The sequence below is a fragment of the Ruegeria sp. HKCCD7296 genome (genome assembly GCF_013110775.1).
Classification (GTDB): Bacteria; Pseudomonadota; Alphaproteobacteria; order Rhodobacterales; family Rhodobacteraceae; genus Ruegeria.
The window spans coordinates 71338-95947 of sequence record NZ_WVRF01000008.1 but is presented as its reverse complement, the minus strand read 5'-3'; the positions used below and the strand labels follow the sequence as shown (position 1 = coordinate 95947).

23 protein-coding genes and 1 tRNA gene are annotated in these 24610 nt (G+C 58.4%); 13 read left to right on the top strand and 11 right to left on the bottom strand.

Annotated features, from left to right (window positions below; genetic code table 11):
• Positions 1-369: 369 nt before the first annotated feature.
• Positions 370-445, bottom strand: a tRNA-Trp gene (locus GS632_RS12640).
• 142 nt (positions 446-587) lie between these two features.
• On the opposite strand from GS632_RS12640, the gene GS632_RS12635 reads away from it, so the two are divergent.
• Complete coding sequence (locus tag GS632_RS12635; RefSeq protein ID WP_171238580.1) at positions 588-1292, top strand: DUF374 domain-containing protein; 705 nt, start codon at positions 588-590, stop codon at positions 1290-1292.
• Here the strand turns inward: GS632_RS12635 and GS632_RS12630 are convergent.
• The 5 genes from GS632_RS12630 to GS632_RS12610 all read right to left on the bottom strand — a co-directional run bounded on the left by GS632_RS12630 (position 1289) and on the right by GS632_RS12610 (position 8462).
• Positions 1289-1534 (bottom strand): MoaD/ThiS family protein, encoded by a 246-nt coding sequence (locus GS632_RS12630; RefSeq protein WP_171105585.1) that lies wholly within the window; start codon positions 1532-1534, stop codon positions 1289-1291. The genes GS632_RS12635 and GS632_RS12630 overlap by 4 nt on opposite strands.
• Positions 1527-3782 (bottom strand): xanthine dehydrogenase family protein molybdopterin-binding subunit, encoded by a 2256-nt coding sequence (locus tag GS632_RS12625; RefSeq protein WP_171238579.1) that lies wholly within the window; start codon positions 3780-3782, stop codon positions 1527-1529. Before GS632_RS12625 ends, GS632_RS12630 begins: the two co-directional genes overlap by 8 nt.
• Positions 3782-4261, bottom strand: a complete 480-nt coding sequence (locus tag GS632_RS12620; protein WP_171238578.1) for a (2Fe-2S)-binding protein — start codon at positions 4259-4261, stop codon at positions 3782-3784. The genes GS632_RS12625 and GS632_RS12620 overlap by 1 nt, the downstream gene beginning before the upstream one ends.
• Complete coding sequence (locus GS632_RS12615; protein WP_171235668.1) at positions 4258-5124, bottom strand: xanthine dehydrogenase family protein subunit M; 867 nt, start codon at positions 5122-5124, stop codon at positions 4258-4260. The genes GS632_RS12620 and GS632_RS12615 overlap by 4 nt, the downstream gene beginning before the upstream one ends.
• 125 nt (positions 5125-5249) lie before the next feature.
• A complete protein-coding gene (locus tag GS632_RS12610; RefSeq protein ID WP_171238577.1) occupies positions 5250-8462 on the bottom strand; it encodes a reductive dehalogenase in 3213 nt (1070 codons plus the stop codon).
• Between the two features lie 75 nt (positions 8463-8537).
• On the opposite strand from GS632_RS12610, the gene GS632_RS12605 reads away from it, so the two are divergent.
• Complete coding sequence (locus tag GS632_RS12605; RefSeq protein ID WP_171175978.1) at positions 8538-9440, top strand: LysR family transcriptional regulator; 903 nt, start codon at positions 8538-8540, stop codon at positions 9438-9440.
• Here GS632_RS12605 and GS632_RS12600 read toward each other — a convergent pair.
• On the bottom strand, positions 9431-10282 hold the full coding sequence (locus tag GS632_RS12600) for a LysR substrate-binding domain-containing protein (protein ID WP_171238576.1): 852 nt from the start codon (positions 10280-10282) through the stop codon (positions 9431-9433). The genes GS632_RS12605 and GS632_RS12600 overlap by 10 nt on opposite strands.
• A gap of 103 nt (positions 10283-10385) precedes the next feature.
• Between GS632_RS12600 and GS632_RS12595 the strand changes: the two genes are divergently transcribed.
• Positions 10386-11087, top strand: coding sequence for an SDR family oxidoreductase (locus tag GS632_RS12595; RefSeq protein ID WP_171238575.1), 702 nt, complete (start codon positions 10386-10388; stop codon positions 11085-11087).
• 2 nt (positions 11088-11089) lie between these two features.
• Here GS632_RS12595 and GS632_RS12590 read toward each other — a convergent pair whose 3' ends face one another.
• The 3 genes from GS632_RS12590 to GS632_RS12580 all read right to left on the bottom strand — a co-directional run bounded on the left by GS632_RS12590 (position 11090) and on the right by GS632_RS12580 (position 14412).
• Positions 11090-12361, bottom strand: a complete 1272-nt coding sequence (locus GS632_RS12590; protein ID WP_171238574.1) for an FAD-binding oxidoreductase — start codon at positions 12359-12361, stop codon at positions 11090-11092.
• 187 nt (positions 12362-12548) lie between these two features.
• Positions 12549-13706, bottom strand: coding sequence for an acyl-CoA dehydrogenase family protein (locus tag GS632_RS12585; protein ID WP_171238573.1), 1158 nt, complete (start codon positions 13704-13706; stop codon positions 12549-12551).
• 142 nt (positions 13707-13848) lie between these two features.
• The gene (locus GS632_RS12580; RefSeq protein ID WP_171238572.1) at positions 13849-14412 is read right to left on the bottom strand and encodes a TetR/AcrR family transcriptional regulator; all 564 of its coding nucleotides are present in this window, start codon (positions 14410-14412) and stop codon (positions 13849-13851) included.
• Positions 14413-14717: 305 nt separating this feature from the next.
• Here GS632_RS12580 and GS632_RS12575 point away from each other — a divergent pair, with 305 nt between their 5' ends.
• From GS632_RS12575 to GS632_RS12565, 3 genes are read left to right on the top strand one after another with little or no spacing between them, the layout of a single operon-like run.
• Positions 14718-15182 (top strand): nuclear transport factor 2 family protein, encoded by a 465-nt coding sequence (locus GS632_RS12575; RefSeq protein ID WP_171722013.1) that lies wholly within the window; start codon positions 14718-14720, stop codon positions 15180-15182.
• An 11-nt stretch (positions 15183-15193) separates the two neighbouring features.
• Positions 15194-15814, top strand: coding sequence for a pyridoxamine 5'-phosphate oxidase family protein (locus GS632_RS12570; protein WP_171722014.1), 621 nt, complete (start codon positions 15194-15196; stop codon positions 15812-15814).
• Between the two features lie 49 nt (positions 15815-15863).
• Positions 15864-16022 carry a hypothetical protein gene (locus tag GS632_RS12565; RefSeq protein WP_171722015.1) on the top strand — a complete coding sequence of 53 codons (159 nt, stop codon included), beginning with the start codon at positions 15864-15866 and terminating at the stop codon, positions 16020-16022.
• A gap of 7 nt (positions 16023-16029) precedes the next feature.
• On the opposite strand, the gene GS632_RS12560 is transcribed toward GS632_RS12565, so the two are convergent.
• Positions 16030-16692, bottom strand: coding sequence for a TetR/AcrR family transcriptional regulator (locus tag GS632_RS12560; protein ID WP_171238568.1), 663 nt, complete (start codon positions 16690-16692; stop codon positions 16030-16032).
• 65 nt (positions 16693-16757) lie between these two features.
• On the opposite strand from GS632_RS12560, the gene GS632_RS12555 reads away from it, so the two are divergent.
• The 7 genes from GS632_RS12555 to GS632_RS12525 all read left to right on the top strand — a co-directional run bounded on the left by GS632_RS12555 (position 16758) and on the right by GS632_RS12525 (position 24559).
• Positions 16758-18074 (top strand): NAD(P)/FAD-dependent oxidoreductase, encoded by a 1317-nt coding sequence (locus tag GS632_RS12555; RefSeq protein WP_171238567.1) that lies wholly within the window; start codon positions 16758-16760, stop codon positions 18072-18074.
• Complete coding sequence (locus tag GS632_RS12550; RefSeq protein ID WP_171238566.1) at positions 18071-18973, top strand: bile acid:sodium symporter family protein; 903 nt, start codon at positions 18071-18073, stop codon at positions 18971-18973. The genes GS632_RS12555 and GS632_RS12550 overlap by 4 nt, the downstream gene beginning before the upstream one ends.
• Positions 18970-19902 carry an SDR family oxidoreductase gene (locus GS632_RS12545; protein ID WP_171238565.1) on the top strand — a complete coding sequence of 311 codons (933 nt, stop codon included), beginning with the start codon at positions 18970-18972 and terminating at the stop codon, positions 19900-19902. The genes GS632_RS12550 and GS632_RS12545 overlap by 4 nt, the downstream gene beginning before the upstream one ends.
• Positions 19899-20663: an SDR family oxidoreductase gene (locus tag GS632_RS12540; protein ID WP_171238564.1), complete on the top strand. Its 765-nt coding sequence runs from the start codon at positions 19899-19901 to the stop codon at positions 20661-20663. The genes GS632_RS12545 and GS632_RS12540 overlap by 4 nt, the downstream gene beginning before the upstream one ends.
• Positions 20664-20741: 78 nt before the next feature.
• Positions 20742-23210, top strand: coding sequence for a heavy metal translocating P-type ATPase (locus GS632_RS12535; RefSeq protein ID WP_171722016.1), 2469 nt, complete (start codon positions 20742-20744; stop codon positions 23208-23210).
• Positions 23207-23596, top strand: coding sequence for a Cu(I)-responsive transcriptional regulator (gene cueR / locus GS632_RS12530; RefSeq protein WP_171238562.1), 390 nt, complete (start codon positions 23207-23209; stop codon positions 23594-23596). Before GS632_RS12535 ends, cueR begins: the two co-directional genes overlap by 4 nt.
• Positions 23597-23686: 90 nt before the next feature.
• Complete coding sequence (locus GS632_RS12525) at positions 23687-24559, top strand: NAD(P)-dependent oxidoreductase (RefSeq protein WP_171722017.1); 873 nt, start codon at positions 23687-23689, stop codon at positions 24557-24559.
• Positions 24560-24610 lie beyond the last annotated feature (51 nt).

The window sequence follows — 24610 nt, the reverse complement described above, 5'->3', positions numbered from 1 at the left end:
TTTATTGAAACGGTTTCGACTGACGCGGGGATTTGGCGCCAACGCACAAGTCGTCAACACTGGAAGCCGCTGCACTGCACGCTCAAATACCAAAAAAAGCGACGCCGAATACGGCATCGCCACTTGGGCCGCTTGCTCCTTGGCAACTCTTCACCCAAAGAATTCCGAACTGTTTCAGGATTATCGGCAAATTTGGGCACAGAAACCGAAGCCAATCTCTCTTCCTGAAAATTCAGAATGACTTGAACCACATCGCAAGACGCGTCCCGGCGCGCTTCAGGTTGTCAGCAGTGTTTACACCTAAAAAACGTGCGAACCAATGGGCGTGCTCTGCACATTACCAAACCAAGTTCTTGCTGTGGTTTTTAATGGCAGGGGCAGCAGGGTTCGAACCCGCGACCTACGGTTTTGGAGACCGTCGCTCTACCAACTGAGCTATACCCCTGTGGTGAGCACCCAGATATGCCAGCCGCGCAGCGGACTCAAGAGGCTTTTTCAAATTCCGCTCCACTATCTGATCCGACAAACAAGTTGCGCAAAATGTGCAGTGCGCTAAGACAAGGTCCGGTCAACTAAAGGAAGCCCGAGTGAACCTCCGCAAGAAGATCGCAGACAGCGAAGTTGTGCTGAACTGGGTGGCACGTCGGATCGCCAGCTATATTCGATGGGTCAACCGCAACACGCGCTGGCAACGCATCGGGTATGAAGAACTGGACCAACTGGCTGAACAGGGAGAGCCGGTCATCGTTGTGCTGTGGCACCAGCGGCTGGCGCAGTCCCCGTATTTCTTTCCGCTGGACAAGGGCAGGATCTGTTCGATCACGTCCGCAGCCCGCGCCGGCAGCATGGTGGGCCGGGTGCAGGAACAGTTCGGCATGGACACAATCGCCATGTCCAGTCACAAGCGGCACGTGGCCCTGTCGCGTGAAGTGCTTGGTAAGATGAAGCAGGGTATTTCCATCGGTATTGCTGCTGATGGGCCGCGCGGACCAGAACGGGTGCTGTCGACTGTACCGCTGGTTTGGGCGCGCACCTCCGGCAAACGGGTGTTCGGCATCACCTTTTCTGCGAAACACGCGCGCGAGGCCGGTACATGGGACCGCCTGCTGATGCCACGCCCCTGGCGCAATGAAGGAGTGTTTTTGTGCCGCGAATGGACCGAAACGGTGCCTCGCAAAGCCAGCGAAGAAGAGTTTGAGGCCCTGCGCCTGAGCCTTGAGCAGCACATGAACGACATCACAGCCGAAGCCGACAGGATGGTCGGGCGCGAGCCTTGGTCGCCTGATGCCTAACCGCCCCTGAGGCGTTGCATCAGATAGACCTCGCTGCCCTCGGGGATTGGTTCCGTAAGCCCCGTGGCAATGACGCGCCCGTCAATCGCGATGGAGACCCCCGCATCGATGGGGGCTTGCAACTGCGGGTGGGCCTGAACCAACGCACGTAAAAGCTCGCCGGTGGTTTTGGCCTCGACCTCCACCACCTGTTGGCCCCCGGTCAATGACCGGAGGCCGGACCAAAGGTGAACCTCAACCATTGTCCTTGAGCGCGGCCAGAATGCGCGGCGGGGACATCGGCAGTTGCTTCATCCGAACGCCAGCGGCGTTGGACACCGCATTGGCGATGGCCGCCAGCGGCGGGACAATGCCCGTTTCGCCGACACCACGAACCCCAAACGGGTGGCCGGGGTTGGGCACTTCGACAATCACCGTGTCAATCATCGGCAGGTCGCTGGCAACGGGAATGCGATAGTCGAGGAAGATCGAGTTCTGCAAGCGCCCGTCCTCGCCATAGATGTACTCCTCGTTCAGAGCCCAACCGATGCCTTGTGCGGCTCCACCCTGGAATTGACCCTCAACATAGGTCGGGTGGATCGCTTTACCGGCGTCCTGAATGACCGTGTAACGGGTGATCGAGGTCTTGCCGGTTTCAGGATCGACTTCGGCATCGACAATATGAGTGCCAAAAGACACGCCCGCACCTTCCGGGGTGGCTTCAAAGTGGCCCGAGATCGGGCCACCGGCTGAACCCATATCCGCAGTGATGTCGGCCAGCGGCATCGGATCGAAATCGCCTGCATTGGGCCCCGAAGGCACCGCGCAACCGTCTTCCCATTTCACTGCATCGACCGGGATGCCCCATTTGGCCGCCGCTCGTTCGCATAGCTTCTCGACCGCATGTTTTGCGGCTTTGATCGTAGCAAGACCCGAGGCATAGGTTACGCGCGAGCCGTGGCTCACGTCGTTGTAACCCAGTGTCGCGGTGTCGGCGACGGTGACACGGATGTTCTCATAGGCAATGCCCAGAACCTCGGCCGCCATCAGCGCCATCGACGCGCGCGACCCGCCAATGTCAGGCGTTCCGACCATCAGCTGGGCCGAGCCATCTTCGGACAAGGCCAAAGATACGCTGGTCTCACCACCATGGTTGAACCAGAACCCGCAGGAAATCCCCCGCCCCTGCCCCGGTTTCAGCGGTGCTGCGTAATGCGGATGCGCCTTGGCAGCCTCAAGCGTTTCGACCAGACCGATGCGTTCATAGGTCGGGCCATAGCTGGCCTTGGTACCCTCATGGGCGGCGTTTTTCAGGCGCACGTCGACGGGGTCGAGACCCAGCTTGTTGCACAGCTCATCGATGACCGATTCAACCGCAAACGCCCCCATCGGCGCGCCCGGTGCCCTGTAGGCCGCCTGCTTGGGCCGGTTCGACATCACGTCATAGCCAATTTGCTTAACGTTGGTCAGATTGTAGGGCGCAAAGGCACACATAGCGGTCATGTCGCCCGGTGCGCCGGGGAACGCCCCACCTTGCAGGCGGAACACGCCTTGTGCTGCCGAAATTGTACCGTCCTTCTTCATCCCGATTTTTACATCCATCGACGCAGAAGAGGTTGGGCCGGTTGCTCGGAATACCTCGGATCGCGTCATGACGATCTTGACCGGACGATTGGCCTTGCGGCTCAGCGCCAGTGCAACAGGCTCGATGAAAACGGTGGTCTTACCACCAAACCCGCCACCGATCTCGGACGCAGTCACCCGCAATTGCGAGGTTTCGATGCCCAGCAAAGCTGCACAGGTTTTCTGCGCGATCCAGTGGCCTTGCGTTGTGCACCACAGTTCGCCCTTGCCGTCATTACCCAGCATGCCCAGACAGGCGTGCGGTTCGATATAACCCTGGTGCGTCGCCTCGGTGACAAAGCTGTCTTCGATCACCAGATCGGCCTCGGCAAAACCTGCCTCGACATCTCCGTGACCGCTTTCGTGATAGCGCACGACGTTGGGGTGCATCCCTTCGGGTACGGAATAGTCTGCCGCGCCGTCGCGGATGATAGGTGCGTCCGAAGCCATTGCCTTGTCCACGTCGGTGACATGGGGCAGTACTTCGTATTCAACCTCGATCAGCTTGAGCGCATCACGGGCCGCCAGCGCAGACGTTGCCGCCACGGCCGCCACCGCGTGACCGTCATACAGAGCTTTCTCACCGGCCATGACGTTTTCCAGAACATTCCAGAACTCGCCTTCTAGCCCCGGCTTGAAGGGCACGTCGGCAAAATCCGCTCGGGTCACAACGGCTTTGACATCATTATGCGCCTCGGCCTTTGACGTATCGATGTTCACAATCCGTGCATGGGCGTGAGGGGAGCGCAGAACAGCGCCGTGCAACATTCCGGGCGCTGAGATATCCGCGCCGAACTTGGCGCGGCCTGTCACCTTGTCCAGACCGTCAGGACGGTTGGGGCGGGTGCCCACAAATGTGAAGTCTGATTTCCGATCGTCCAGAGCCATTACGACGCCTCCCGCATCTCAGCCGCCGTATCCATCACGGCGCGAATGATCTTGTCATACCCGGTGCAGCGGCACAGGTTGCCTGCCAGCCAATACCGGGTTTCCTCTTCGGTCGGGTTCGGGTTTTTCTCCAGCAGCGACTTTGCCGCCACCAGAATACCCGGAGTACAGATACCACACTGCAAAGCAGCGTATTCGATCATCTTCTTTTGCAGCGGATGCAGAACGTCGCCGTCTGCAATGCCTTCGACGGTTTCGATTTGCTTACCCTCGGCCTCGACGCCCAGCATCAGGCAGGAACAGACCAGACGGCCATCAACGGTGACGGAACACGCACCGCAATCTCCTGTACCGCAGCCCTCTTTCGCGCCGGTCAGGTTCAGCTTGTCGCGCAGACAATCCAGCAAGGTTTCGCGCGGGTCGCAGAGGTATTCAACGGCGTCCCCGTTCACGGTGGTGGATACGTGGAGCTTTCTCATGCGTTTTCTCCCTTTGCGCGGGCATAGGCAATTTTCGCAGCGCGCTTGGCCAGAACGCCAGCGACCTCGGTGCGGAATGCGATCGTGCCGCGTTTGTCGTCGATCGGGTTGCAGGCGGCAGAGGCGGCGGCCGCCAGCGCATCCAGCGCGGCATCGTCCAGCTTGCTGCCGACAAGGGCTTTCGCGCAATCCTCGACCAGCAGAACCGTGGGAGCGACCGCCCCCAGCGACACCCGAGCCTCGGTGATGGTATCCCCATCCAGACGCAAGCTGACACCTACACCAACCACGGCAATGTCCATTTCCGTACGCGGGATAAACCGCAGATATGCGTCGCCTGCATTCTCACCGCGCGCGGGAATGTTGACGGCGGAAACAACTTCACCCTTCGCCAGTGAGATCTTGCCGGGGCCGGTTGGGATATCCTCGACTGCAATCTCACGGGTGCCATCCGGACCAGTGACCGTGACAGTTACACCCGCTGCAACCATCGCTGGCACGGAATCAGCCGCCGGAGACCCGTTGCACAAGTTGCCGGTCAAAGTTGCACGCCCCTGCACCTGGGTGGATCCGATCAGGTCCATCGCCTCGACCACACCAGGCCAGTCCTTGCCCAGATCAGGATGCTCGCTCATCTCGGCGCCTGTAGTGGCCACACCCAGTGTCCAACTGCCATCGGCATTGCGAGTGATGTCGTGTACACCGTTGATTTTCTTGATGTCGATCAGCGTATCGGGTGTCACCAGTTCCGAGCGCAACTGCACCAAAACATCGGTGCCACCCGCCAGAAACCGTGTAATACCCGTCGCATTCGCGGCCAGAGCCGAAGCTTCGGCAAAGCTGGCGGGGCTGTGATAATCCATGAAGCTACCTCGTACCTGTTGGTCAGGAATATCTGGGTTCCGGGCGACGTTAATTCACCCCTCGCCCGGCGTCTATGGGCCGAGCGACTAAAATTAGCGCTCCAAATGTCACGTAAGGTTAGGGTTCACAGATCGATTTCGATCACCCCATCGGCTTCTGCTGCGCGGCTTTGGCACAGGATCATGGCCCCTTCGCGCTGTTTCTTTGATAAAACGAAATCTCGGTGTTCGACCTCACCCGAGATAACACCGCATTTACAGACGCCGCAGATGCCGTCTGCGCATTTCACATCCACATGAAAACCCGCCTCGTTCAAAACCTGCGCCGCATCCTTGTCTGCGGGCACGGTCAGCGTTTTCCCGGACCGTGCCAGTCTGAGCTTAAACGGTTGGTTCTCATATTCGGGTTGTTCGGGAACCGAAAAGTATTCTAGATGCCGGGCCTCTTCGGGGAAGCCTTGCTGTTCTGCCGCTTGCATTACCCCATCCATGAAGCGATCTGGCCCGCAGGTGTAGACATGCCAACCCTCCTTGTACCCAGACAGGACCGCATCCAAATGGGCGCGGGTACCTTCATCTGAGAAATGATAATGCACGTGATCTGCCCACGGCATCGCAGCCAGATCCTCCAGATACCCCGCCCCGCCCCGCGTGCTAGCCGAGTAATGCAACTCGAACTCTCGACCCAAGGCGTGCAGGCGATGGGCAAAGGCGATCATCGGAGTGATGCCGATACCACCGCCCATCAGGAAGGTCTTGGTAGCCGTTTCGTCCAGTTCGAAATGGTTAATGGGTTTTGAAATGAAAACCTTGCGCCCCTCAGAGAAGATACGGTGCAGCAACGCCGAACCACCGCGCCCCTCATCCTCGCGCAGCACGCCGATCTGATAGGTCGACCTGTCTGACGGATCGCCGGACATCGAATATTGCCGCAGGTATTCCGGTGCGACCAATACGTCCAGATGTGCGCCCGCTGTCCATCCCGGCAGGGGCGCACCGTCCAGCGTTGAGAATTCATACTTCGTTACATCAGCAGTCATCTTATCGACCTTGGTCACGGCAACCCGCATCACCGGTGCATCACCGCTGATCTGATAGCGGTGGATGACCGACATATCCCCGCTGGCCTTGCGCGACTTGTATTCATCGGTTGTCACCATGGCCTCATAGGCCGCAATCCCGGCCTCTCGATCCATAGCAAAGGGATAGGGCCAAGGATGCGGGGCCAGATAGGCGGGATAGACAGCCAGCGTCTGATCTTCGTATTTCAGGTCCAGATCCGTTTGCAGGTCACGCCGGTTCAACGGGTGCGTTGTGGGGCGATAGGAACCGTCCGGCTGCAGCTCGATATCCCACCACCATTTCTTGATGTCGTTCAGACCGCCATTGCCGACCGCATCGTCCAGCTTGGCCAATGCAGGCGCGGCAGAGGGGATGTTCATCGCGGCCCAGCGGAACGGCCGTTCCTTGAAGATGCCTTCAAGGTTCCACGGGCAGGTTTTCATGCACCGCCCACACATCGCCCCTCCCGGTGTTGTCACACGATAGGTCGCACATTTCTGACTGTCGGATTTCCAGATTTCATAGCCGTTGAACATCAGCTTCGGCCCGGCCGTGATCGCACCCGACGGACATTCGCGCGCGCATTTGTTGCAAGACTCGCAAAAGCTCTGCAAGCCGAAGTCAACCGGCTTGTCATGCTCCATCGGCATATCGGTGGTCACAGCCCCGGATTTCAAACGAGGGCCCAGATATGGGTTCAGGATCACTTCTCCGATCCGACTGACCTCACCCAGACCGGACAGCAACAGAAGCGGCGGTTGCAGCACCTCACCATCCATCACCGTATGCGCCTTGGCCTTGTAGCCGAGGTTGCGGATTTGTTGCGCAATCACGCCGCCCAGCAGCGAAAAGCGCAGATAGGCGCGCATGGATTGGGCAACGCTGATCCAGTCGTCACCGCTGGCGCCTTCCATCGTTTCATAGCCCTGATCGATGATCATGCTGATCGCCTGATCATGGGGCGGTACGATTTCTTCACCCGTCGCATCATGAGAATACCACGCCCATTCTGGGCAGCGGCTAAGGCCCACCGCATCGACTCCGAGGAAATAGGTCGCCGCTTTTACATTTGCCGCATTCCTTTGGGCGTCAGTTGGTTTTATAGCCTCAGCGCTTTCGCCATCCTGCAACAGCACGAAAGCCCCCAAGGCACGCCGTTGGGCAAAGCTGGGCGCGGCCTTGCGGACATAGTAACCGCCCTTTGCCGCATCCTGCAGCCATTTGCCCATATCCCCGAATTGCGCACGGGCAAACATGTCAGCGCGTTTGGGAACGCGGGCGACGTTTTCTTCGTCGATATACGTGGTTGGTGTCTCGACCCGTTTGAGTTTCTCGAATGGATGCGCCCCGTCCACGTACCGTCGTTTGGAATACGGATCACGGTTCAGGGCATTCTTGGCAAAGCCCGTTCCCAACCACCATGCTGGCCCTTGCGTCCGGAACCACGGCTGTTGCGCCATGGGTCGGAGCGGTCGGTCATGGGCAATCGGCATCTCAGTCGTGACGGCAGCCAGACCAAATCGCGTGCCCAGCCACGGCGCAATCAATTCACCGTCTTCGACTGTGACCAGCCCGGCGGCCACGGCCAACTTGCCCAAATCAACCTCAGAGGACATCACGCTATGCGCGCGCGCGTCATAACCCAGCAGACGGATATAGTTGGCGATGACCACGGCATTCTCGGTGGCCAGCAGACAGGCGCGATGATCCTGCGCATCGGTTATCCAGTCTGCGCCGGGTTCTGACGGGTCTGGGTCGCGGTTGTGTTCGTACAGAAACACGATGCTATGCTTGTGGCTGTCAATCGGCCCGGGCGAAGCCTCCATACTGTCTTTCAGATCGGCCATGATGACGTCGATGCCCGAAGCCAATGTCTTGGTTTGTCGCGTGCGCAATGCATGGGCAAGCCGGTCGATATCCGGGTTGCGTCGTGGCTCAGCCAATAATGCATCCGATGGTAATGGCCCGCAGCCCATCATTGACGCATCGTTAAAATACCCAAATGCCTTTAGATGATTGGCCCGTTCCTGCGGGTCTGAAGGTATCTCTGACGCAACCGGGTTTACCAACCCGTCGCGGATGGCGTCCATCATCGCCTGAAACTCGCCCATCGCGTTGACGATGCTGTCGGGATGTTCCGGTCGATGAAAGCTCAGTTCAGCCATCGAAGGCACAAGCGACAGGTCTGGCATATCATCCTGTCGGGCCAAACGCTCCAGCGGATAGCGGCCCATATGAACGGGCCGGTTCTTATCCGAGAAAAAGCGGATTCCCATTATGCGCCTCCTGTTGCTGCCCGTCCCCTAACCCGCCATGGACAGCAAAACCATTCATGCTTAATCATAAATGATATGAGCAAAATCGATTTCACTGACCTCGACGGCAAAGTCCTGCGCACATTTCTGACCATACTCGAGGAAAGCTCGGTCTCGAAAGCTGCGGACCGACTGGGCGTCACACAATCCGCGATCAGCCACACCTTGGCCAAGCTGCGGCAGGTGTTGGGTGATCCGCTGTTTGTCCGTTCGGGTCAGGGCCTGACCCCAACCGAGCGTGCCTTGTCCCTGAAAGACCCGGTGCAGAGCGTGCTGGACGGGATGCGCGCGCTGACCGACGAGCGGCCGTTCGATCCGTTGTCTGAACGGATGGAAATTCGCATCGCAACCAATGACATGCCGCGCGAGTTGATCTTTCCACGGTTGCTGCGCGAATTCCGAGCCGAGGGTGCGCGTCTGCAATTGGAATTTATTCCCTCAGGAGTACCAGAACCTGACTTGCTACGCAGTGACCGATGCCAGTTGATGCTTACTCCGCTTCCACCCGACGGGCCGGACATCTTTCAGAAACGGCTGATTAACAGCCCTCTGATGGTGTTCTACGACGCCGCGCAACGCAATCCGCCGGACACCTGGCAAGCCTATTGCAACAGCGATCATGTCGAGGTGCGCTTTGCTGATGGCCGAAGCGCCCGTGCGGTCATGCGTGGCGTGGATCAAAGCCAGATCAGACCCTCTGTTGTGACCTTGCCGCATTTCAATGCAATCCCCGCGTTTGTGCGGGGCAGCAATCTGATCTCGACCGATACTGCGCTGATGAAACAGGGGCCACTCGCCACTCTGGATTGTGCCCCGCTGCCTTTCGAGTGCCCGCCTGTGTCCATCTACATGGTCTGGCATCAGCGATCCGCAAATGACCCTGCCCACCGCTGGTTGCGTGCCCGGATCGAGGCAATCGCAACCACGCTTCAGACCTGAGACAACAGCCAGCTGCGCATGATCTCAACCAGTTGCGGCTGGCGCGGCTGGCCCGGCCCGACGATGTAAAATCCAAGATCTTCGATCAAAACATCCTCAAGCGGCCGGACAAGACGGCCCGAGGCAACCTCGGGTGCGACCAGCGGTGCATTGGCCAGCGCGATCCCCTGCCCTGAGAGCGCGGCATCAATCGCAAGACTGGTCTGGCTGAAACTCATCATTCGGGGCTTGCCGTTTACGCCCACCCTCTCAAGAAACAAGGGCCACAGTCCATGAGTGTCATTGAGCAGCACTTGGCCCAGCAGGTCAGAGGGATGGGTGACTTGTCCGGCAATGGCGGGGCTACACACTGGGACGAATTCGGTTGAGAACAATGGCTCGGCAACCAGGTCAGATCCAAACGGCGCCCTGCCCTGCCTGACCGCCAGATCCACGCCATCCGATTTGAAATCCGCCAGGCGCTCGCGTGCATCCACTTGAACCGAGATATCCGGATACAGGTCTGTGAACCCCGACAATCGCGGTACCAGCCATTTTGAGGCAAAGCTGGGCGTGACGGACAATGTGACCCGGCGGTCAGGAGACAAATCTTCAACGGCTTCTTCGATCAACCTGAAAGCCCGGCGTAAAGGTGAGTGAAACCGGCGCCCGGCTTCCGTCAACCGCAAGCCACGTGGCAGACGGTCGAACAGCACCTCGCCCAATCGCGCCTCGAGCCCCCGTACCTGCTGCGCAACGGCGCCTTGCGTCACGCCCAGTTCTTCGGCGGCCAGCCGAAAGTTCAAATGCCGCGCAGAGGCTTCGAATGCCCGCAAGGCGTTCAGAGGGGGAAGGGCGGCCATGGCATGATCCTGTAGATTTTCTACAGCATAGAGCCAGCATAACTGATTGGTCAAACCGGGCCTTGATCGCCATCTTGGAACCAAATGAAAACGGAGATGTCAGATGGAAAAAGTAGCTCTTATTACAGCCGGCGGTAGCGGCATGGGTGCAGATTCCGCACGCAGACTGGCTGCAGACGGATACAAGGTGGGAATTCTGTCCGCCTCGGGCAAAGGCGAAGCCCTGGCGCATGAGTTGGGCGGCGTCGGTGTGACCGGCTCGAACCAGTCCACTGAAGATTTGCAAAAGCTTGTCGATGCGGCGATGGCCCATTGGGGTCGCATCGACGTTCTGGTCAATTCTGCAGGTCACGGCCCCCGCGCGCCGATCCTTGAGCTGACGGACAACGATTGGCACACAGGCATGGATGTCTATTTCCTGAACGCGGTCCGTCCGACGCGACTGGTGACGCCGATCATGCAGGCGCAAGGTGGTGGGTCGATCATCAATATCTCGACCTTTGCCGCATTCGAACCTGATCCGGTATTTCCGACATCTGGTGTGTTCCGGGCTGGTCTGGCCGCTTTCACCAAGCTGTTCTCGGACAAATATGCCTCTGAGAACATCCGCATGAACAACGTTCTTCCGGGCTTCATTGACAGCCTGCCCGAGAAAGAGGAGTTCCGCAGTCGCATTCCAATGGGTCGCTATGGACGCAGCTACGACGAGATCGCTTCGGTCGTGGCCCTGCTGGCATCCGAAGGGGGCGGCTACATCACCGGGCAGAATATCCGGGTGGATGGCGGCATCACCCGGTCTGTCTGACCTCAGAACCGTGCCTTTATCAGATGTGTCAACGCTGCGCCGGATTCAAAAAAGGCGCGGCGCACGCGTGTCCAGCTTTCGCGATGCTCAGGCACGGCGGGCACAGGTAAACGTGACGGGTCTTCGGCAAGAAGGCTCTCGGCCATCATGCGACCAAACACCGTGCCGGGTCCGATGCCGCGACCGGAATACCCGTGGGCGGCCAAAGCGTTCGGACCGATCTGCGTGATCTTCGGGATATGGTCCGAGGTCATGGCGATCCGCCCGTGCCAACCCTGCTCAAACGGCTGGTCGGCCAATTGCGGGTAAAGCTCTGCCAGTTTACGCCGGACCCAGGCGGTGTGTGCGCTCTGACCTGCATTGCCAAGGTCGCCCATGCCGCCAATAATCATGCGCCCCGCCTGATCCAGGCGAAACGACGTCATGATCAAACCGGTATCCCAGCACCCTTCTTCTTGCGGCAGAATGCTGGCGCGCAAGTTATGCGACAGCGGAGCGGTCGCGTATTGAAAATAATAAACCGGCACATAGGCGGGCGCGGTATCTGGCAAGCCAAGGTGATAGGCGTTGGTCGCCTGAATGACGGACTTGGCTCGCACCACCCCGCCCGGTGTGGTCAGCACCCATTGGCCGTTTTCATGGCGCATGGTCTGCACCGGGCTTTGCCCGTGTATCTGCGCCCCGGTCTGCGCCGCCGCTCGCGCCAATCCGACCACATAAGCCATCGGCTGTATGGTTCCGGCGCGAGGATCGAACAACGCCCCATGGAAGGCATCGCTACCGGTTCTTTCCCGCGCCTGATCCATCGAAAGCAATTCCACCGGTGCACCTGCTGCGCTCAACTGCGCGTGGCGCGTTTGAAGGTTTTTCAAACCAGCTGCGGAATGCGCGCAATGCAAGGTTCCGTTACGCACAGGCTCACATGCGATGCTGTGTTTTTCGATCAATGCAAACACATCAGACGGGGCCCGCGCCAGCAGATCGATCAGGCGATCTCCGGCCACCTGTCCGATATGCGCGCGGATTTCGTCCGGCGGCAACCAAAGCCCTGCATTGGCCAAACCGACATTACGGCCCGATCCGCCAAAGCCGATCTCCTGCGCCTCAAGCAGACAGACCGAAGCACCGGCCTGGGCAGCTTCCAAAGCCGCTGAACATCCGGTGTATCCACCGCCAATGACCGCCAAATCAACAGAAGTATCAGCGGTCAGGCGAGGTGCTGAAACAGTCTCGGCACAGGTGCTGCGCCACAGAGCATTTTCGGGATCGTTCACGTCGGGCCTCTGAGTCTTTGGCCCGGATCATCATATCGTTTTCCCCCCTTGGCAAGCGGGCACGTCAAAGCGTGCCTGCGACGAAAAAGACTCCGCAGTCGCGGGCTTTTCCGGGGTCTGGCAGGCCCAACCGAAGAAGGTATTCCGGCAGGAATGATGACGACGGAGGTAAGCCCCTTGGAAACCGTCAAACGTCGATCGAGCGTGCGATCAACTCTTTCATCACCTCATTGGTGCCGCCGTAGATCATCTGCACGCGCGCATCCGCATAAAGACGTGCAATCGGATATTCCATCATGAAGCCATAGCCGCCGAACAGCTGCAGACATTCATGCATGATCTCGTTCTGCACCTCAGATCCCCAATATTTGGCCATCGAGGCGGTGGCCGCGTCCAGCTCTCCAGCTTCCAGCTTTCCGATACAGTCGTTGATGAAGCTGCGCAGAACCTCGGCTTTGGTCTTGCATTCGGCCAGCTTGAACCGGGTGTTTTGGAAGTCCATCACCCGTTGCCCAAAAGCCTTGCGTTCCTGAACGTATTTCACCGTTTCAGCGATAGCGAAATCAATAGCGCCCAGCGCCATGATCGCGATGTTCAGCCGCTCCCACGGCAGTTGTTTCATAAGCTGATAGAAGCCCTGCCCTTCCTCAGCTCCCAGCAGGTTCGTCATTGGCACTTTGACATCTTCAAAGAACAACTCGGCCGTGTCGTTGCCCTTCATTCCCAGTTTTTTAAGGTTGCGCCCCCGGCGGAAGCCATCGGCCCCTTCGGTTTCAACCACGATCAAAGACACACCACGCGCGCCTTCGGATTTGTCTGTCTTGGTCGCCACAATAATCAGGTCAGCTGACTGCCCATTCGTGATGAAGATTTTCGAGCCGTTCAAACGATAAGAGTTTCCGTCTTTTTCAGCCGTCGTCCGCACCGCCTGCACGTCTGACCCGGTGCTAGGTTCCGTCATCGCCAGCGCGCCAACCATCTCGCCCGAGGCAAGTTTAGGCAGCCATTTCTGTTTTTGATCTTCGTTGCCATAAGCGGTGAGGTAATGCGTCACAATCGACTGAATGCCATAGCCCCAACCGGCATCGCCACGCGCGCCCTGTTCGTAGGCAGTGATTGCATCGAACCCCATGCCGCCGCCGACACCACCATACTCTTCGGGGATTGCTCCCGCCATAAGTCCGGTTTCACCCGCCTTACGCCAAAAGTCGCGATCCACCACACCGTTTTCGACCCAGGTTTCGATATTCGGCGTCAGTTCGTCATCCATGAACCGGCCCGCCATCTCGGCAAACATGCGGTGTTCATCGGTGACCCAAGCTGCGGTTGAAGTGAAAAGTGGCATCGAACGCTCTCCAGACAGTCTTTTGTTAAAGCCTAGCGCTCAGTCCGATTCACGCCAATGCGTGTGACGCCGCGTCCTGAAGTGGAACAACGCAACGTTCATTGCCCGACAATCCAAGCAGAAAAAGTTTAGCTGAGCAGGTTTAGTTCAGTGCCGAGGCCAGCAGTTTTTTCGCCGCATCCTTGGCGTCCCGCGCAGGATCACAGTGGTGAAGCAGAACGGCAGATACAATGGCTCCCTCTTGCAAAAGTACAATCTGGCAGGCCAGTTTCTGCGGATCCTGAGCACCGGCCTGTTCAGCAACCGAAGTGAAATGGTCCAGCAGGAATTGCTTGTGCTCGGCAGCCTGCACATGGATCGGGTGATCCGGGTCCTGGAATTCAGCGCCTGCCTTGATGAACATGCACCCCCGGAACTCATCTTCTTCGAACCATTCTTTCAAAGCGTCAAAACTGACAAGGATTTGCTCGGCCGGAGTCTCTGCCATCTCATCGATGCGTTTCAAGAACCAATCGCGAAAGTTTTCGTCCCGCAGACGTAGTGCCGCAAGGATCAGTTCTTCCTTGGTGCGGAAGTGCTTGTACATCGATGTTTTGGACACGCCCGTTTCCACCACCAGCTTGTCCATGCCGGTCGCGTGAAATCCATCGCGGTAAAAGACCTTCAGGGCCTTACTCACCAGTTCGTCCCGTTTGTTTGGGCGCATGATTCGGCTCCATAGTGTACCGTTCTGTACATATTAACCCAAAACGCAAAGTGCAATAACATCAAATCAAGCTCCTGATTTTATAAGACTTTATTGACTTCAACAGTCTCAAACCGAAATTTTTTGAAGATTGCCCTTGCAAAAGTTAACAGATCGGTACACTTTGAGGTCGAAAGTTAACCGATCAGTACACCAGAGGATTTGACCGATGAAACGTCGCGCCAGCATTTTTCCATCTCAGTACGTTCCGTTCCTTCTGACCATGGCCCTTCTGGCCGCATCACTTGCCTGAAAGCTCTTGCCTTATGTCTCGCCCCCCTCAGCCCCCTTTCACGCATGAAACCGCGACTCAGAAAGTGCGGATGGCGGAAAACGCCTGGAACAGTCGCGACCCCGACCGGGTGACGCCCGCCTACACCGAGGACAGTCATTGGCGAAACCGGGCCGAGTTTTTGACTGGCCATGCCGACATCCACGCCTTCTTGACGCGCAAATGGCGGAAGGAACTGGACTATCGCCTGATCAAGGAACTCTGGGCCTTTTCCGGAAATCGCATTGCAGTGCGCTATGCTTATGAATGGCGAGACGACAGCGGCCAGTGGTTCCGCTCTTATGGTAACGAGAACTGGGAATTTGCCGAAGACGGGCGCATGTCGCATCGCCACGCCTCATTGAACGATCTGCCGATCACCGAAGAGGACCGTCTGTTTCACTGGCCGCAAGGCGAACGCCCCGAAGATCATCCCGGACTGTCAGATTTGGGTCTTTGAAAGGACTTACCATGCCCCGTGCCTTTTCCCAACGTGCCTTCACCCCTGCCGTCCGCGCCCATCAAGAGCGGATGGGATCGGCAAAAACCTATGCCAAGTTCATCGAAAGTGGACCACAGCAGGGCCACTTGATCGGCGAGCCCGAAAAAGAGTTCATTCAGACACGGGATGGGTTCTATCAATCCACTGTGTCCGAAACCGGCTGGCCCTATGTGCAGTATCGCGGTGGTCCTGTGGGGTTTTTGAAAGTGCTGGGGCCGCAGACCATCGGCTATGCGGATTTTTCCGGCAACAAGCAATATATCTCGCGCGGGAACCTAGATGGGAATGATCGTATCGCGATGATCCTGATGGATTACGCCAACCAACGCCGCCTGAAGATCCTGGGGCGTGTCGAATTTACCGAAGGCGAAGCAGCCGCAGCCAGTTTGTATCCCGAAGGGGCCGAGGCCCCGGCGGAACGGGCCGTGATCATCCGTGTCGAGGCACTGGACTGGAACTGCCCGCGTCACATTACCCCTCGCTTCACCGAAGCCGAGCTGCGCCCCCATCTGAACACGCTTGGACAACAGCTGGCCCAGTTGCAGGCAGAGAATAAACGGCTGAAGCAACAACTGGCCAAGTCAGACTAACCCGCCGGACTTTCAAAGAAATTCGATATTCAGGAAAGGAATTTGCGCAATGGTTCGTTCAGTCTTTCAACTCTCGGCGGCGTGTCTTGCAGCGGCGGCCCTGATATTGCTGATCCTGATGCTTGGGTTTTTCGCCTCACCCAGCGCTGTGCGCACGTCTTCTTCCGTGTTCAGCACAATGCTATTTGATCACCTGAAGCAGGAGTGAAAGGCGATCAGCCCCGACCGGCTTTGACAATTGCTGCAATACCTGCGGCGCAAAACTCGACCAAGGGCTCTATGTCAGGCTGATCACCACCTTGCGACAGCGCCCTAACGCGCCAGCCGCTGTTGAGATGCGCCAACATGGCTGAAACCGAATACACCTGACCACTGGCCAACACTGCCGGATCAACATCGGGGTAAAGCGTAGCAATCTCTGCGATAAAATGCTGGGCCGTCGGATCGAAACACTCAGCCGCAATGTCGCTCCACCTTGGATCGACGGACACATGCGCCACTAGCCGGCCATAGGCCATCCAGCCCGGACCACCTGTTTCAGCCAGCTCCACATAAGGGCGGATAAAGCTGTCCAGAATGCTGTGCAATGTCAGCGACCCCTCGGCCCTAGCTTTGTTCAGCGTCTCGACCCGTAACTGCGCCAGTTCATCCGCGCGGCGGGCGACGGTGCGATAGAAAAGTTCTTCTTTTCCACCGCCGTGATGGTGCACTAGGCCGATCTGCACACCCGCCAAAGCGGCAATATCGCGGATCGAGGCGCCTTCGAATCCCCGTTCGGCAAAGACCAATTCCGCTGCATCCATGATCCGCGCCCGGGTCTCCAAAGACCGCTTGGACGGTGCTCTTTGCCTTGGTTTTTCAGTGTTTTTTAGAGTCATGAATTTCACCTTGCCTTATTTTGGTCGTTCGTTCAAGTTAAGCCTCACGAACTTTGGGAGGGTTCATGGAAGAAACGCGCGACGCATTCGCCCTGATCGGGGCGGGACCGATGGGATTGGCCGCGGCCAAGGTGCTGAAAGAACAAGGCATCGCATTTCAAGGGTTCGAGCTGCATTCGGATGTGGGCGGTCTGTGGGACATCGATGCCCCCAGATCAACCATGTATGAGACAGCGCATCTGATCTCGTCCAAGCGCATGACCGAGTTCGAAGACTTCCCGATGGATGAGGCTGTGGCCGAGTACCCTTCTCACTGGGCGATGCGCGACTATTTCCGTGCTTTTGCAGATCATTTCGGGTTGCGTGAGAACTATAGGTTCAATGCCGAAGTCACCCAGATCACGCCGCTGGGCAACTCGGGAGACGGTTGGCGCGTGTCTTGGAGGGATGCCGAAGGTGACCATCAGGCCGACTTCGCAGGGGTTATGATAGCAAACGGCACCCTGTCGGAACCGAACATGCCAGAATTCCCCGGAACCTTCGACGGCGAATTGATCCATGCCTCTCAATACCGGTATCCCAGTCAATTCGACGGCAAGCGCGTATTGGTTGTGGGTGCAGGCAACTCCGGTTGCGACATTGCAGTGGACGCGATCCATCATGCAAAACGCTGCGACCTGTCGATGCGGCGCGGATACTATTTCGTCCCGAAATATGTCTTTGGCAAACCTGCTGACACGATGGGTGGCAAGATCCGCCTGCCCATGTGGTTAAAGCGAAAGGTCGACAGTCTGATCCTCGGCTGGTTCGTCGGAAATCCGCAGAAATACGGCTTTCCCAAACCCGATTATCAGCTTTACGAAAGCCATCCGGTGGTAAATTCACTGGTCCTGTATCACGCAGGCCACGGCGATCTGCGCATTCGCCCCGATATCGACCGGCTTGAGGGTCACACCGTTCACTTCAAGGACGGCACCAGCGAAGACTACGACATGATCCTCGCCGCAACCGGATACAAGCTGCACTATCCTTTCATCGATAAGGACCTGCTGAACTGGCAGGGCGATGCCCCGCATCTTTTCCTGAACACCATACACCCCGAACGCGACGATCTGTTTGTGCTGGGCATGGTCGAGGCCACGGGTCTTGGCTGGCAGGGGAGGCACGAACAGGCCGAGATGGTGGCGCGCTATATCAAGGGTCTTCAATGCGGTTGCCCGGCGGCGGCCGATCTGAAAACCGAAAAACAAAAAGACTACACGCGCGCCACCGGAGGCATGAACTATATCGATCTGCCCCGCATGGCTTATTACGTGGACAAGGCCACATATAGAAAGGCCGTCACTGGCTGGATCGACCGGCTGCGGAAAGCCGCCGCATGAGTGGTATTGACGAAGTCACGCTGAATTTCAGCCCGGCGTCGCTGACGTTGCTGAACGCCATTCTGGCGATTGTGATGTTCTCGATCGCGATCGACCTGACGCCGCGGGATTTTGATCGCCTGAGACGCGCGCCGAAACCGGTGATTGTCGGGCTGTTGTCTCAGTTCGTGGTCCTGCCCGCACTGACCTTTGCGCTGGTGTGGATCACAGAGCCACGTGCATCCATCGCGTTAGGGCTGATCCTTGTTGCGGCTTGTCCCGGAGGCAACATCTCGAACTTCATAACGCATCGCGCGGGCGGCAATGCAGCTCTGTCTGTGTCGATGACAGCGTTTGCCACTATTGGCGCAATCTTCATGACGCCTTTCAACATCGCGCTTTGGGGCGGGCTGTATCCACCAACCCGAGCGATCCTGCAGCAGACCCAGATCGATCCGGTGCAAATCGCCATTCTCGTCGGCTTGATGCTGATCCTGCCCCTGGTTCTGGGTATTGCGTTGAATCAGCGTCGACCAGCCCTGACCGCCCGTCTGCGGGCGCCGTTGCAATACCTGTCGATGGGTATCTTCGCGGCCTTCATCCTGCTTGCCCTGGCCGCCAACTGGGGATTCTTCCTCAGCTTTGCCGGGGCGGTTGCCGGGCTTGTGATCCTTCACAACGCCCTGGCGCTGGGGGGCGGTTGGGTCGTGGCCACTCTGACCCGGCTATCCCCCTTTGATCGTCGCGCAATCACCATAGAGACCGGCATTCAGAATTCAGGGCTTGGACTGGTCTTGATCTTCGCTTTTTTCCACGGGCTGGGCGGCATGGCGGTTGTGGCCGCGTTCTGGGGCATCTGGCACGCGATATCGGGCATTGCGCTTGCGTCGGTCATGGCCCGAACCGAGGCCGCGCGATGACCCGTATTCTGATCACAGGCGCAGCCGGTATGGTCGGGCAAGCACTGTTGCCGGAGCTTGAGGGGCATGAGGTCTTTGCCACCGACCTAAGACGCCCGGAGTCTTTGCCGGAATACGTCGCCTTCCTGCCCATGGACGTGACAAGCGACGCCCCTGCCCGCGTGATCACCAAGGTGAAGCCGGATGTCATCGTGCATCTGGCCTCAATCGTGACGCCCACGCCCAAGATGGGACGCGCCGCAGCATACGCTGTTGACGTCGAAGGAACACGCACGGTGGTGAATGCGGCGATTGCCAACGGCGTACGCAGACTGGTGGTCACATCATCGGGGGCTGCGTATGGGTATCACGCAGACAACCGCATTCCACTGCGCGAGCGTGACCCGCTGCGGGGCAATCCGGAATTCCCTTATTCCGACCACAAGAGACAGGTCGAGGAATTGTTGGCGGAAGCCCGAAGCGCTGCCCCTGATCTTGAACAGGTCGTTCTGCGCGTGGGGACGGTGCTGGGGGCTGGCACTGAAAACCAGATCACCGCCCTGTTTCACAAGCCGCGCCTGCTGGCTGTGGCCGGCAGCGAAAGCCCGTTTGTGTTTATCTGGACGCACGATCTGGCCCGTATCCTGCGGCGCGCAGCGACAGACGGGCCACCCGGCGTTTATAACGTCGCCGGGGACGGAGCGATGGGTGTCACCGATCTGGCCGATGCCATGGGGAAATCGGTTCTGCGTCTTCCTGCTTGGGCACTGAAGGCGGCTTTATCCGTGGCACGCCCGCTTGGCTTGTCTCGCTATGGGCCGGAACAGGTACGGTTTCTGCAATATCGACCTGTTTTGGACAATTCCGCCCTCAAATCAGAATTCGGATATACACCCGAAAAAACCAGCGCCGAGGTGTTCGCGTTCTGGCAAAAGCAGGCCGGGCTATGAAGACAGCTGTCATATCAGGTGGAGCAGGTGGTTTGGGGCAAGCCCTGAGCCATGCCCTGCAAGCCCGCGGTTGGCGGGTCGTGTTGCTGGACCTTGACGTCTCAGGCTTGGACACCAGGCCAAACCAGTTGCCAATCGCTTGCGATCTGACAGACCCCGAGCAGCTTGCTGACGCAACCCAAAGGGTGATCGAATCCAGCGAAAGTACTGATCTGGTCATCTACAACGCCGGGGTCACGCAAATTCGGGGGTTTGATCAGTCCGACGCCGCCAGCCACCGAATGGTGTTCGACATTAACTACTTTGCAGCCGTTGAAATGGCCCGCGCGTTTCTGCAACCAGTCCGGACATCAAAGGGATCGCATTTGGCGATTTCGTCCGTGGCAGGGTTTGCACCGCTCTATCACCGGACGGCCTATGCTGCATCGAAACACGCGCTTGAGGGGTTTTTCAAATCGCTCCGCTCCGAAGAAGCACCTCATGGTGTTCGGGTTCAGATCGCGGCACCGTCTTTCGTGGCCACCAACCCGGGCAACGCACAAGAGCAGGCCGATGGAACGGCAAGACCCGGATCGGCAAAGGATGGTATGGATGAGATGAGCCCTGAGGCCGCCGCCAAAGCAATCCTGCGAGGATTAGACAAATCGCAGCCGATGATTCCGGTTGGACGTGTGGCGCGTTTGTCTTGGTGGCTGAACAGCCTCTCACCGCGCCTGTATCAACGCATGATGGAGCGCAATATACGCGGGCCAGCAGAATAGATTTTTGCCATGACCCCTTGACCTTCCCGTGACTGGAAACCCCATTTGAAGGGCAAGGTAAGCTGCGGAACGAGTCGCATGGCACATGAAACACTCAAAGAGCTCAAAATCACCGGCATGGGCTGCGCGTCCTGTGTGGGCCGTGTCGAAGCGGCCCTGCGCGATGTGCCAGGTGTCGATGCGGCTTCGGTCAACTTTGCAACCAAATCAGCGCAAGTGGCGTTTGACGGGCCGGTTACGGCTCTGACTACGGCGCTGGATGCGGCAGGGTATCCTGCTGAAACCAATTGCGTAGATCTGAGTGTCGACGGGATGAATTGCGCCTCGTGCGTGGCCAATATCGAACGCGCGCTAGTAGCCAACCCGGGTGTAATAGACGCTCAGGTAAATCTCGCAACTCAAACCGCCAAAGTGACATACGCGGCGGGGACAACTACGCCAGAGCAGTTAGCACAGGTAGTCACCGGAATCGGATACCCTGCGCGCCTTCAAAACGCCCAGGAACCTGAAAGCCGCGAAGATGACGAAATTCGCAATCTGAGCCGCACCACGATGCTTGCCGCCGTCCTCGCGCTGCCCGTGTTTGTTCTTGAGATGGGTGGGCACATGATCCCCGCATTCCATCATTGGGTACACGCCACCGTCGGTGTGCAGACCAGTCAGCTTATCCAGTTTGCTCTGACCTCGGCCCTGTTGATCGGTCCGGGACGAGTGTTTTACCGCAAGGGCATCCCATCCCTGCTACACGGCACGCCGGATATGAACGCGCTTGTCGCGTTGGGGACCGGGGCGGCCTATCTCTATTCCGTGGTGGCCACATTCACCCCAAATGTGCTGCCGCAAGGCACCGCCAATGTCTATTTCGAAGCTGCAGCAGTCATCGTTGTTCTGATCCTTCTGGGTCGGCTTATGGAGGCGCGCGCCAAAGGCAGAACCGGGGCCGCAATCCGGAAGCTGGTAGGCTTGCAGCCCAAAACCGCAAGGGTCGAAGTGGATGGCCGAACAGAGGACCGTCCGATTGCTGAAATAGTTGTCGGAGACATTTTGCGCGTTCGTCCGGGCGAGCGCCTGCCAGTAGATGCCGAAGTGCTTGAGGGCACATCTTACGTCGACGAAAGCATGATCACTGGCGAGCCTGTGCCGGTCGGAAAATCGCAAGGGGCCGCTGTTGTTGGCGGCACGGTGAACGGGACCGGAGCCTTGCGGGTACGCGCCGCGCGCGTTGGGGACGACACGGTTCTGGCTCAGGTCATCCGCATGGTGCAGCAGGCACAGGGGGCCAAATTGCCCATTCAAGGGCTGGTCGACCAGATCACCTATCGCTTCGTCCCCGCCGTCATTCTCGTTGCTGTAATCACCGTCCTAATCTGGCTGATTATCGGTCCCAGCCCCGCCTTGCCGCTCGCGCTTGTGGCAGGTGTTTCGGTGCTGATCATTGCCTGCCCCTGTGCGATGGGGCTGGCGACGCCCACTTCTATCATGGTGGGCACGGGGCGCGCAGCAGAACTGGGGGTATTGTTCCGCAAAGGCGACGCGTTACAGCAGCTTCAACAAGCACGCATTATCGCGCTGGACAAAACCGGGACACTGACGCTCGGCCGTCCCGAGTTGGATAGCGTGATGACGGCGAACGGGTTTGACAGGGATGAGGTTGTGCGACTAGCTGCATCCCTCGAAGCACAGTCAGAGCATCCAATTGCATCGGCCATCACTCGGGCCGGTCCTTCTGCTCTGCCCAGGGCGTCGAATGTCCAATCAATCACCGGACTGGGTGTACAGGGCCTCGTTGAAGGTCAGGAAGTTTTGGTCGGGTCGTACAGGCTGATGAAAAACCGGGGGATTGAACTTGGCCGCTTGGCGGACGAGGCCGAAGAGCGCGCCTCTGAAGGGGCAACGCCGCTATTCGTTGCCTTAGATGGGCAGGCCGCTGCGACGATTTCTGTGTCCGACCCGATTAAGTCCGGCACCGAAGAAGCGCTGCAGAGGTTGCACCAGATGGGGCTGACTGTGGCCATGGTCACCGGAGACAACGCGCGGACGGCACAGGCGTTGGCTGATCGGTTGGGGATCGATCACGTCACTGCCGAGGTGTTGCCGGACGGTAAAGTAGATGCGATCACGGCTTTGCGGGGTAGTTTCGGAACGCTGGCTTTTGTTGGCGATGGGATCAACGATGCCCCGGCGCTTGCATCTGCGGATATCGGCATCGCCATTGGGACAGGTACGGATGTGGCGATCGAAACGGCGGACGTTGTGCTGATGTCGGGTGATTTGCGTGGCGTTGCAAACGCGACCGAGATCAGCCGTCGCACAATGCGAAACATTCGCCAGAACCTCGGATGGGCGTTTGGTTACAATGTCCTGCTGATCCCGGTGGCGGCTGGCGCACTGTATCCGTTTGGCGGTCATCTGTTGTCGCCTGCTTTGGCAGCAGGCGCGATGGCTTTGTCGAGTGTTTTTGTGGTCTCAAATGCTTTGCGTCTGCGTCGCGTTCGCACCAGCGTGTCGGAAACCCCGACCTTGGCCGCCAACGAGGTGCACCCATGAATATCGGAGACGTATCTGCACGCACAGGTCTGCCCGCCAAGACGATCCGCTATTATGAGGATATCGACTTGATCAAGCCTCTGCGCGACGACAACGGGTATCGCCGTTTTCGCGATCAGGACGTGCACAAGCTGAACTTTCTGGGCCGCGCCCGTGCGCTTGGGTTCACCATCGAAGATTGCCGTACCCTGTTGGCGTTGTATGAGGATGAAACCCGCGCAAGCGCCGATGTGAAACGGGTCGCGCGGGATCATCTGGCGCAGATCGAGGCCAAGATCGCGGACCTGAACGCGATGCGCGATACGCTTAGCCATCTCATCGATGCGTGCGCCGGAGATGACCGCCCTGATTGCCCGATCCTGAAAGATCTGGGAGGGAAAGGCTGACACGGGGTTGCCCTTTGGGCGCAGCTTTGCTTTGTCTTCGCCAAAGATTTCGGCCTGAGACCATGGTCGAACAGTGGAGAGGATCACAAAATGGCAAAAGTCGCGTTCCTTGGCCTTGGTGTCATGGGCTATCCCATGGCCGGACATCTGAAAGCCGCAGGTCATGACGTTACCGTCTACAACCGCACCACAGCCAAGGCCGAAGCCTGGGTGGTCCAGTATGGCGGGGCCATGGCGGCTACTCCGAAAGACGCCGTCCTGGGCGCGGAATTTGTCATGGCCTGCGTGGGCAATGATAACGATCTGCGCATGGTCTGCTCAGGCGAGGACGGTGCGTTTCACGGCATGTCCGACGGAGCCATCTTCGTCGATCACACAACGGTCTCGGCAGATGTCACGCGTGAGCTTTGCAAGGCCGGCGCCGCGCAGGGGGTCGCCTTTGTCGACGCGCCGATCTCGGGCGGTCAGGCCGGGGCTGAAAACGGTGTTCTGTCCATCATGTGCGGTGGTGATCAGGCCGCATACGATGCGGCCGAACCGCTGATGGAGGTCTATTCCAAGATTTGCCGCCGCATTGGCGACAGCGGCGCGGGCCAATTGACCAAGATGTGTAACCAGATCGCGATTGCCGGTTTGGTTCAGGCCCTCAGCGAGGCGCTGCATTTTGCCGAGAAAGCAGGGTTGGACGGGCGATCCGTGGTAGAGGTAATCAGCCAGGGCGCGGCTGGAAGCTGGCAGATGGTGAACCGTCACGAGACGATGTTGGACGATCATTTCGAACACGGGTTTGCCGTGGATTGGATGCGCAAGGATTTGGGTATTTGTATGGATGAAGCCAACGTCAATGGTGCATCACTGCCCGTGACCGCATTGGTCGACCAGTTTTACAAGGACGTTCAAAAACTCGGCGGTGGGCGGTGGGATACGTCGTCTCTGTTCAAGCGCTTGCGCGCGTTGGACTGAGGGTTCAGGGGGCTGTCTGCCCCCTCTTGGCCCGTTGGGCCAATTCACCCC

Bases quoted from the DNA above. Each gene is read 5' to 3' on its own strand.
- GS632_RS12630 (WP_171105585.1), bottom strand. From the start codon at position 1,534: ATGGTTGAGGTTCACCTTTGGTCCGGCCTCCGGTCATTGACCGGGGGC.
- GS632_RS12625 (WP_171238579.1), bottom strand. From the start codon at position 3,782: ATGGCTCTGGACGATCGGAAATCAGACTTCACATTTGTGGGCACCCGC.
- GS632_RS12620 (WP_171238578.1), bottom strand. From the start codon at position 4,261: ATGAGAAAGCTCCACGTATCCACCACCGTGAACGGGGACGCCGTTGAA.
- GS632_RS12615 (WP_171235668.1), bottom strand. From the start codon at position 5,124: ATGGATTATCACAGCCCCGCCAGCTTTGCCGAAGCTTCGGCTCTGGCC.
- GS632_RS12610 (WP_171238577.1), bottom strand. From the start codon at position 8,462: ATGGGAATCCGCTTTTTCTCGGATAAGAACCGGCCCGTTCATATGGGC.
- GS632_RS12605 (WP_171175978.1), top strand. From the start codon at position 8,538: ATGAGCAAAATCGATTTCACTGACCTCGACGGCAAAGTCCTGCGCACA.
- GS632_RS12600 (WP_171238576.1), bottom strand. From the start codon at position 10,282: ATGGCCGCCCTTCCCCCTCTGAACGCCTTGCGGGCATTCGAAGCCTCT.
- GS632_RS12595 (WP_171238575.1), top strand. From the start codon at position 10,386: ATGGAAAAAGTAGCTCTTATTACAGCCGGCGGTAGCGGCATGGGTGCA.
- GS632_RS12585 (WP_171238573.1), bottom strand. From the start codon at position 13,706: ATGCCACTTTTCACTTCAACCGCAGCTTGGGTCACCGATGAACACCGC.
- GS632_RS12580 (WP_171238572.1), bottom strand. From the start codon at position 14,412: ATGCGCCCAAACAAACGGGACGAACTGGTGAGTAAGGCCCTGAAGGTC.
- GS632_RS12575 (WP_171722013.1), top strand. From the start codon at position 14,718: ATGTCTCGCCCCCCTCAGCCCCCTTTCACGCATGAAACCGCGACTCAG.
- GS632_RS12570 (WP_171722014.1), top strand. From the start codon at position 15,194: ATGCCCCGTGCCTTTTCCCAACGTGCCTTCACCCCTGCCGTCCGCGCC.
- GS632_RS12565 (WP_171722015.1), top strand. From the start codon at position 15,864: ATGGTTCGTTCAGTCTTTCAACTCTCGGCGGCGTGTCTTGCAGCGGCG.
- GS632_RS12560 (WP_171238568.1), bottom strand. From the start codon at position 16,692: ATGACTCTAAAAAACACTGAAAAACCAAGGCAAAGAGCACCGTCCAAG.
- GS632_RS12555 (WP_171238567.1), top strand. From the start codon at position 16,758: ATGGAAGAAACGCGCGACGCATTCGCCCTGATCGGGGCGGGACCGATG.
- GS632_RS12550 (WP_171238566.1), top strand. From the start codon at position 18,071: ATGAGTGGTATTGACGAAGTCACGCTGAATTTCAGCCCGGCGTCGCTG.
- GS632_RS12545 (WP_171238565.1), top strand. From the start codon at position 18,970: ATGACCCGTATTCTGATCACAGGCGCAGCCGGTATGGTCGGGCAAGCA.
- GS632_RS12540 (WP_171238564.1), top strand. From the start codon at position 19,899: ATGAAGACAGCTGTCATATCAGGTGGAGCAGGTGGTTTGGGGCAAGCC.
- GS632_RS12535 (WP_171722016.1), top strand. From the start codon at position 20,742: ATGGCACATGAAACACTCAAAGAGCTCAAAATCACCGGCATGGGCTGC.
- cueR (WP_171238562.1), top strand. From the start codon at position 23,207: ATGAATATCGGAGACGTATCTGCACGCACAGGTCTGCCCGCCAAGACG.
- GS632_RS12525 (WP_171722017.1), top strand. From the start codon at position 23,687: ATGGCAAAAGTCGCGTTCCTTGGCCTTGGTGTCATGGGCTATCCCATG.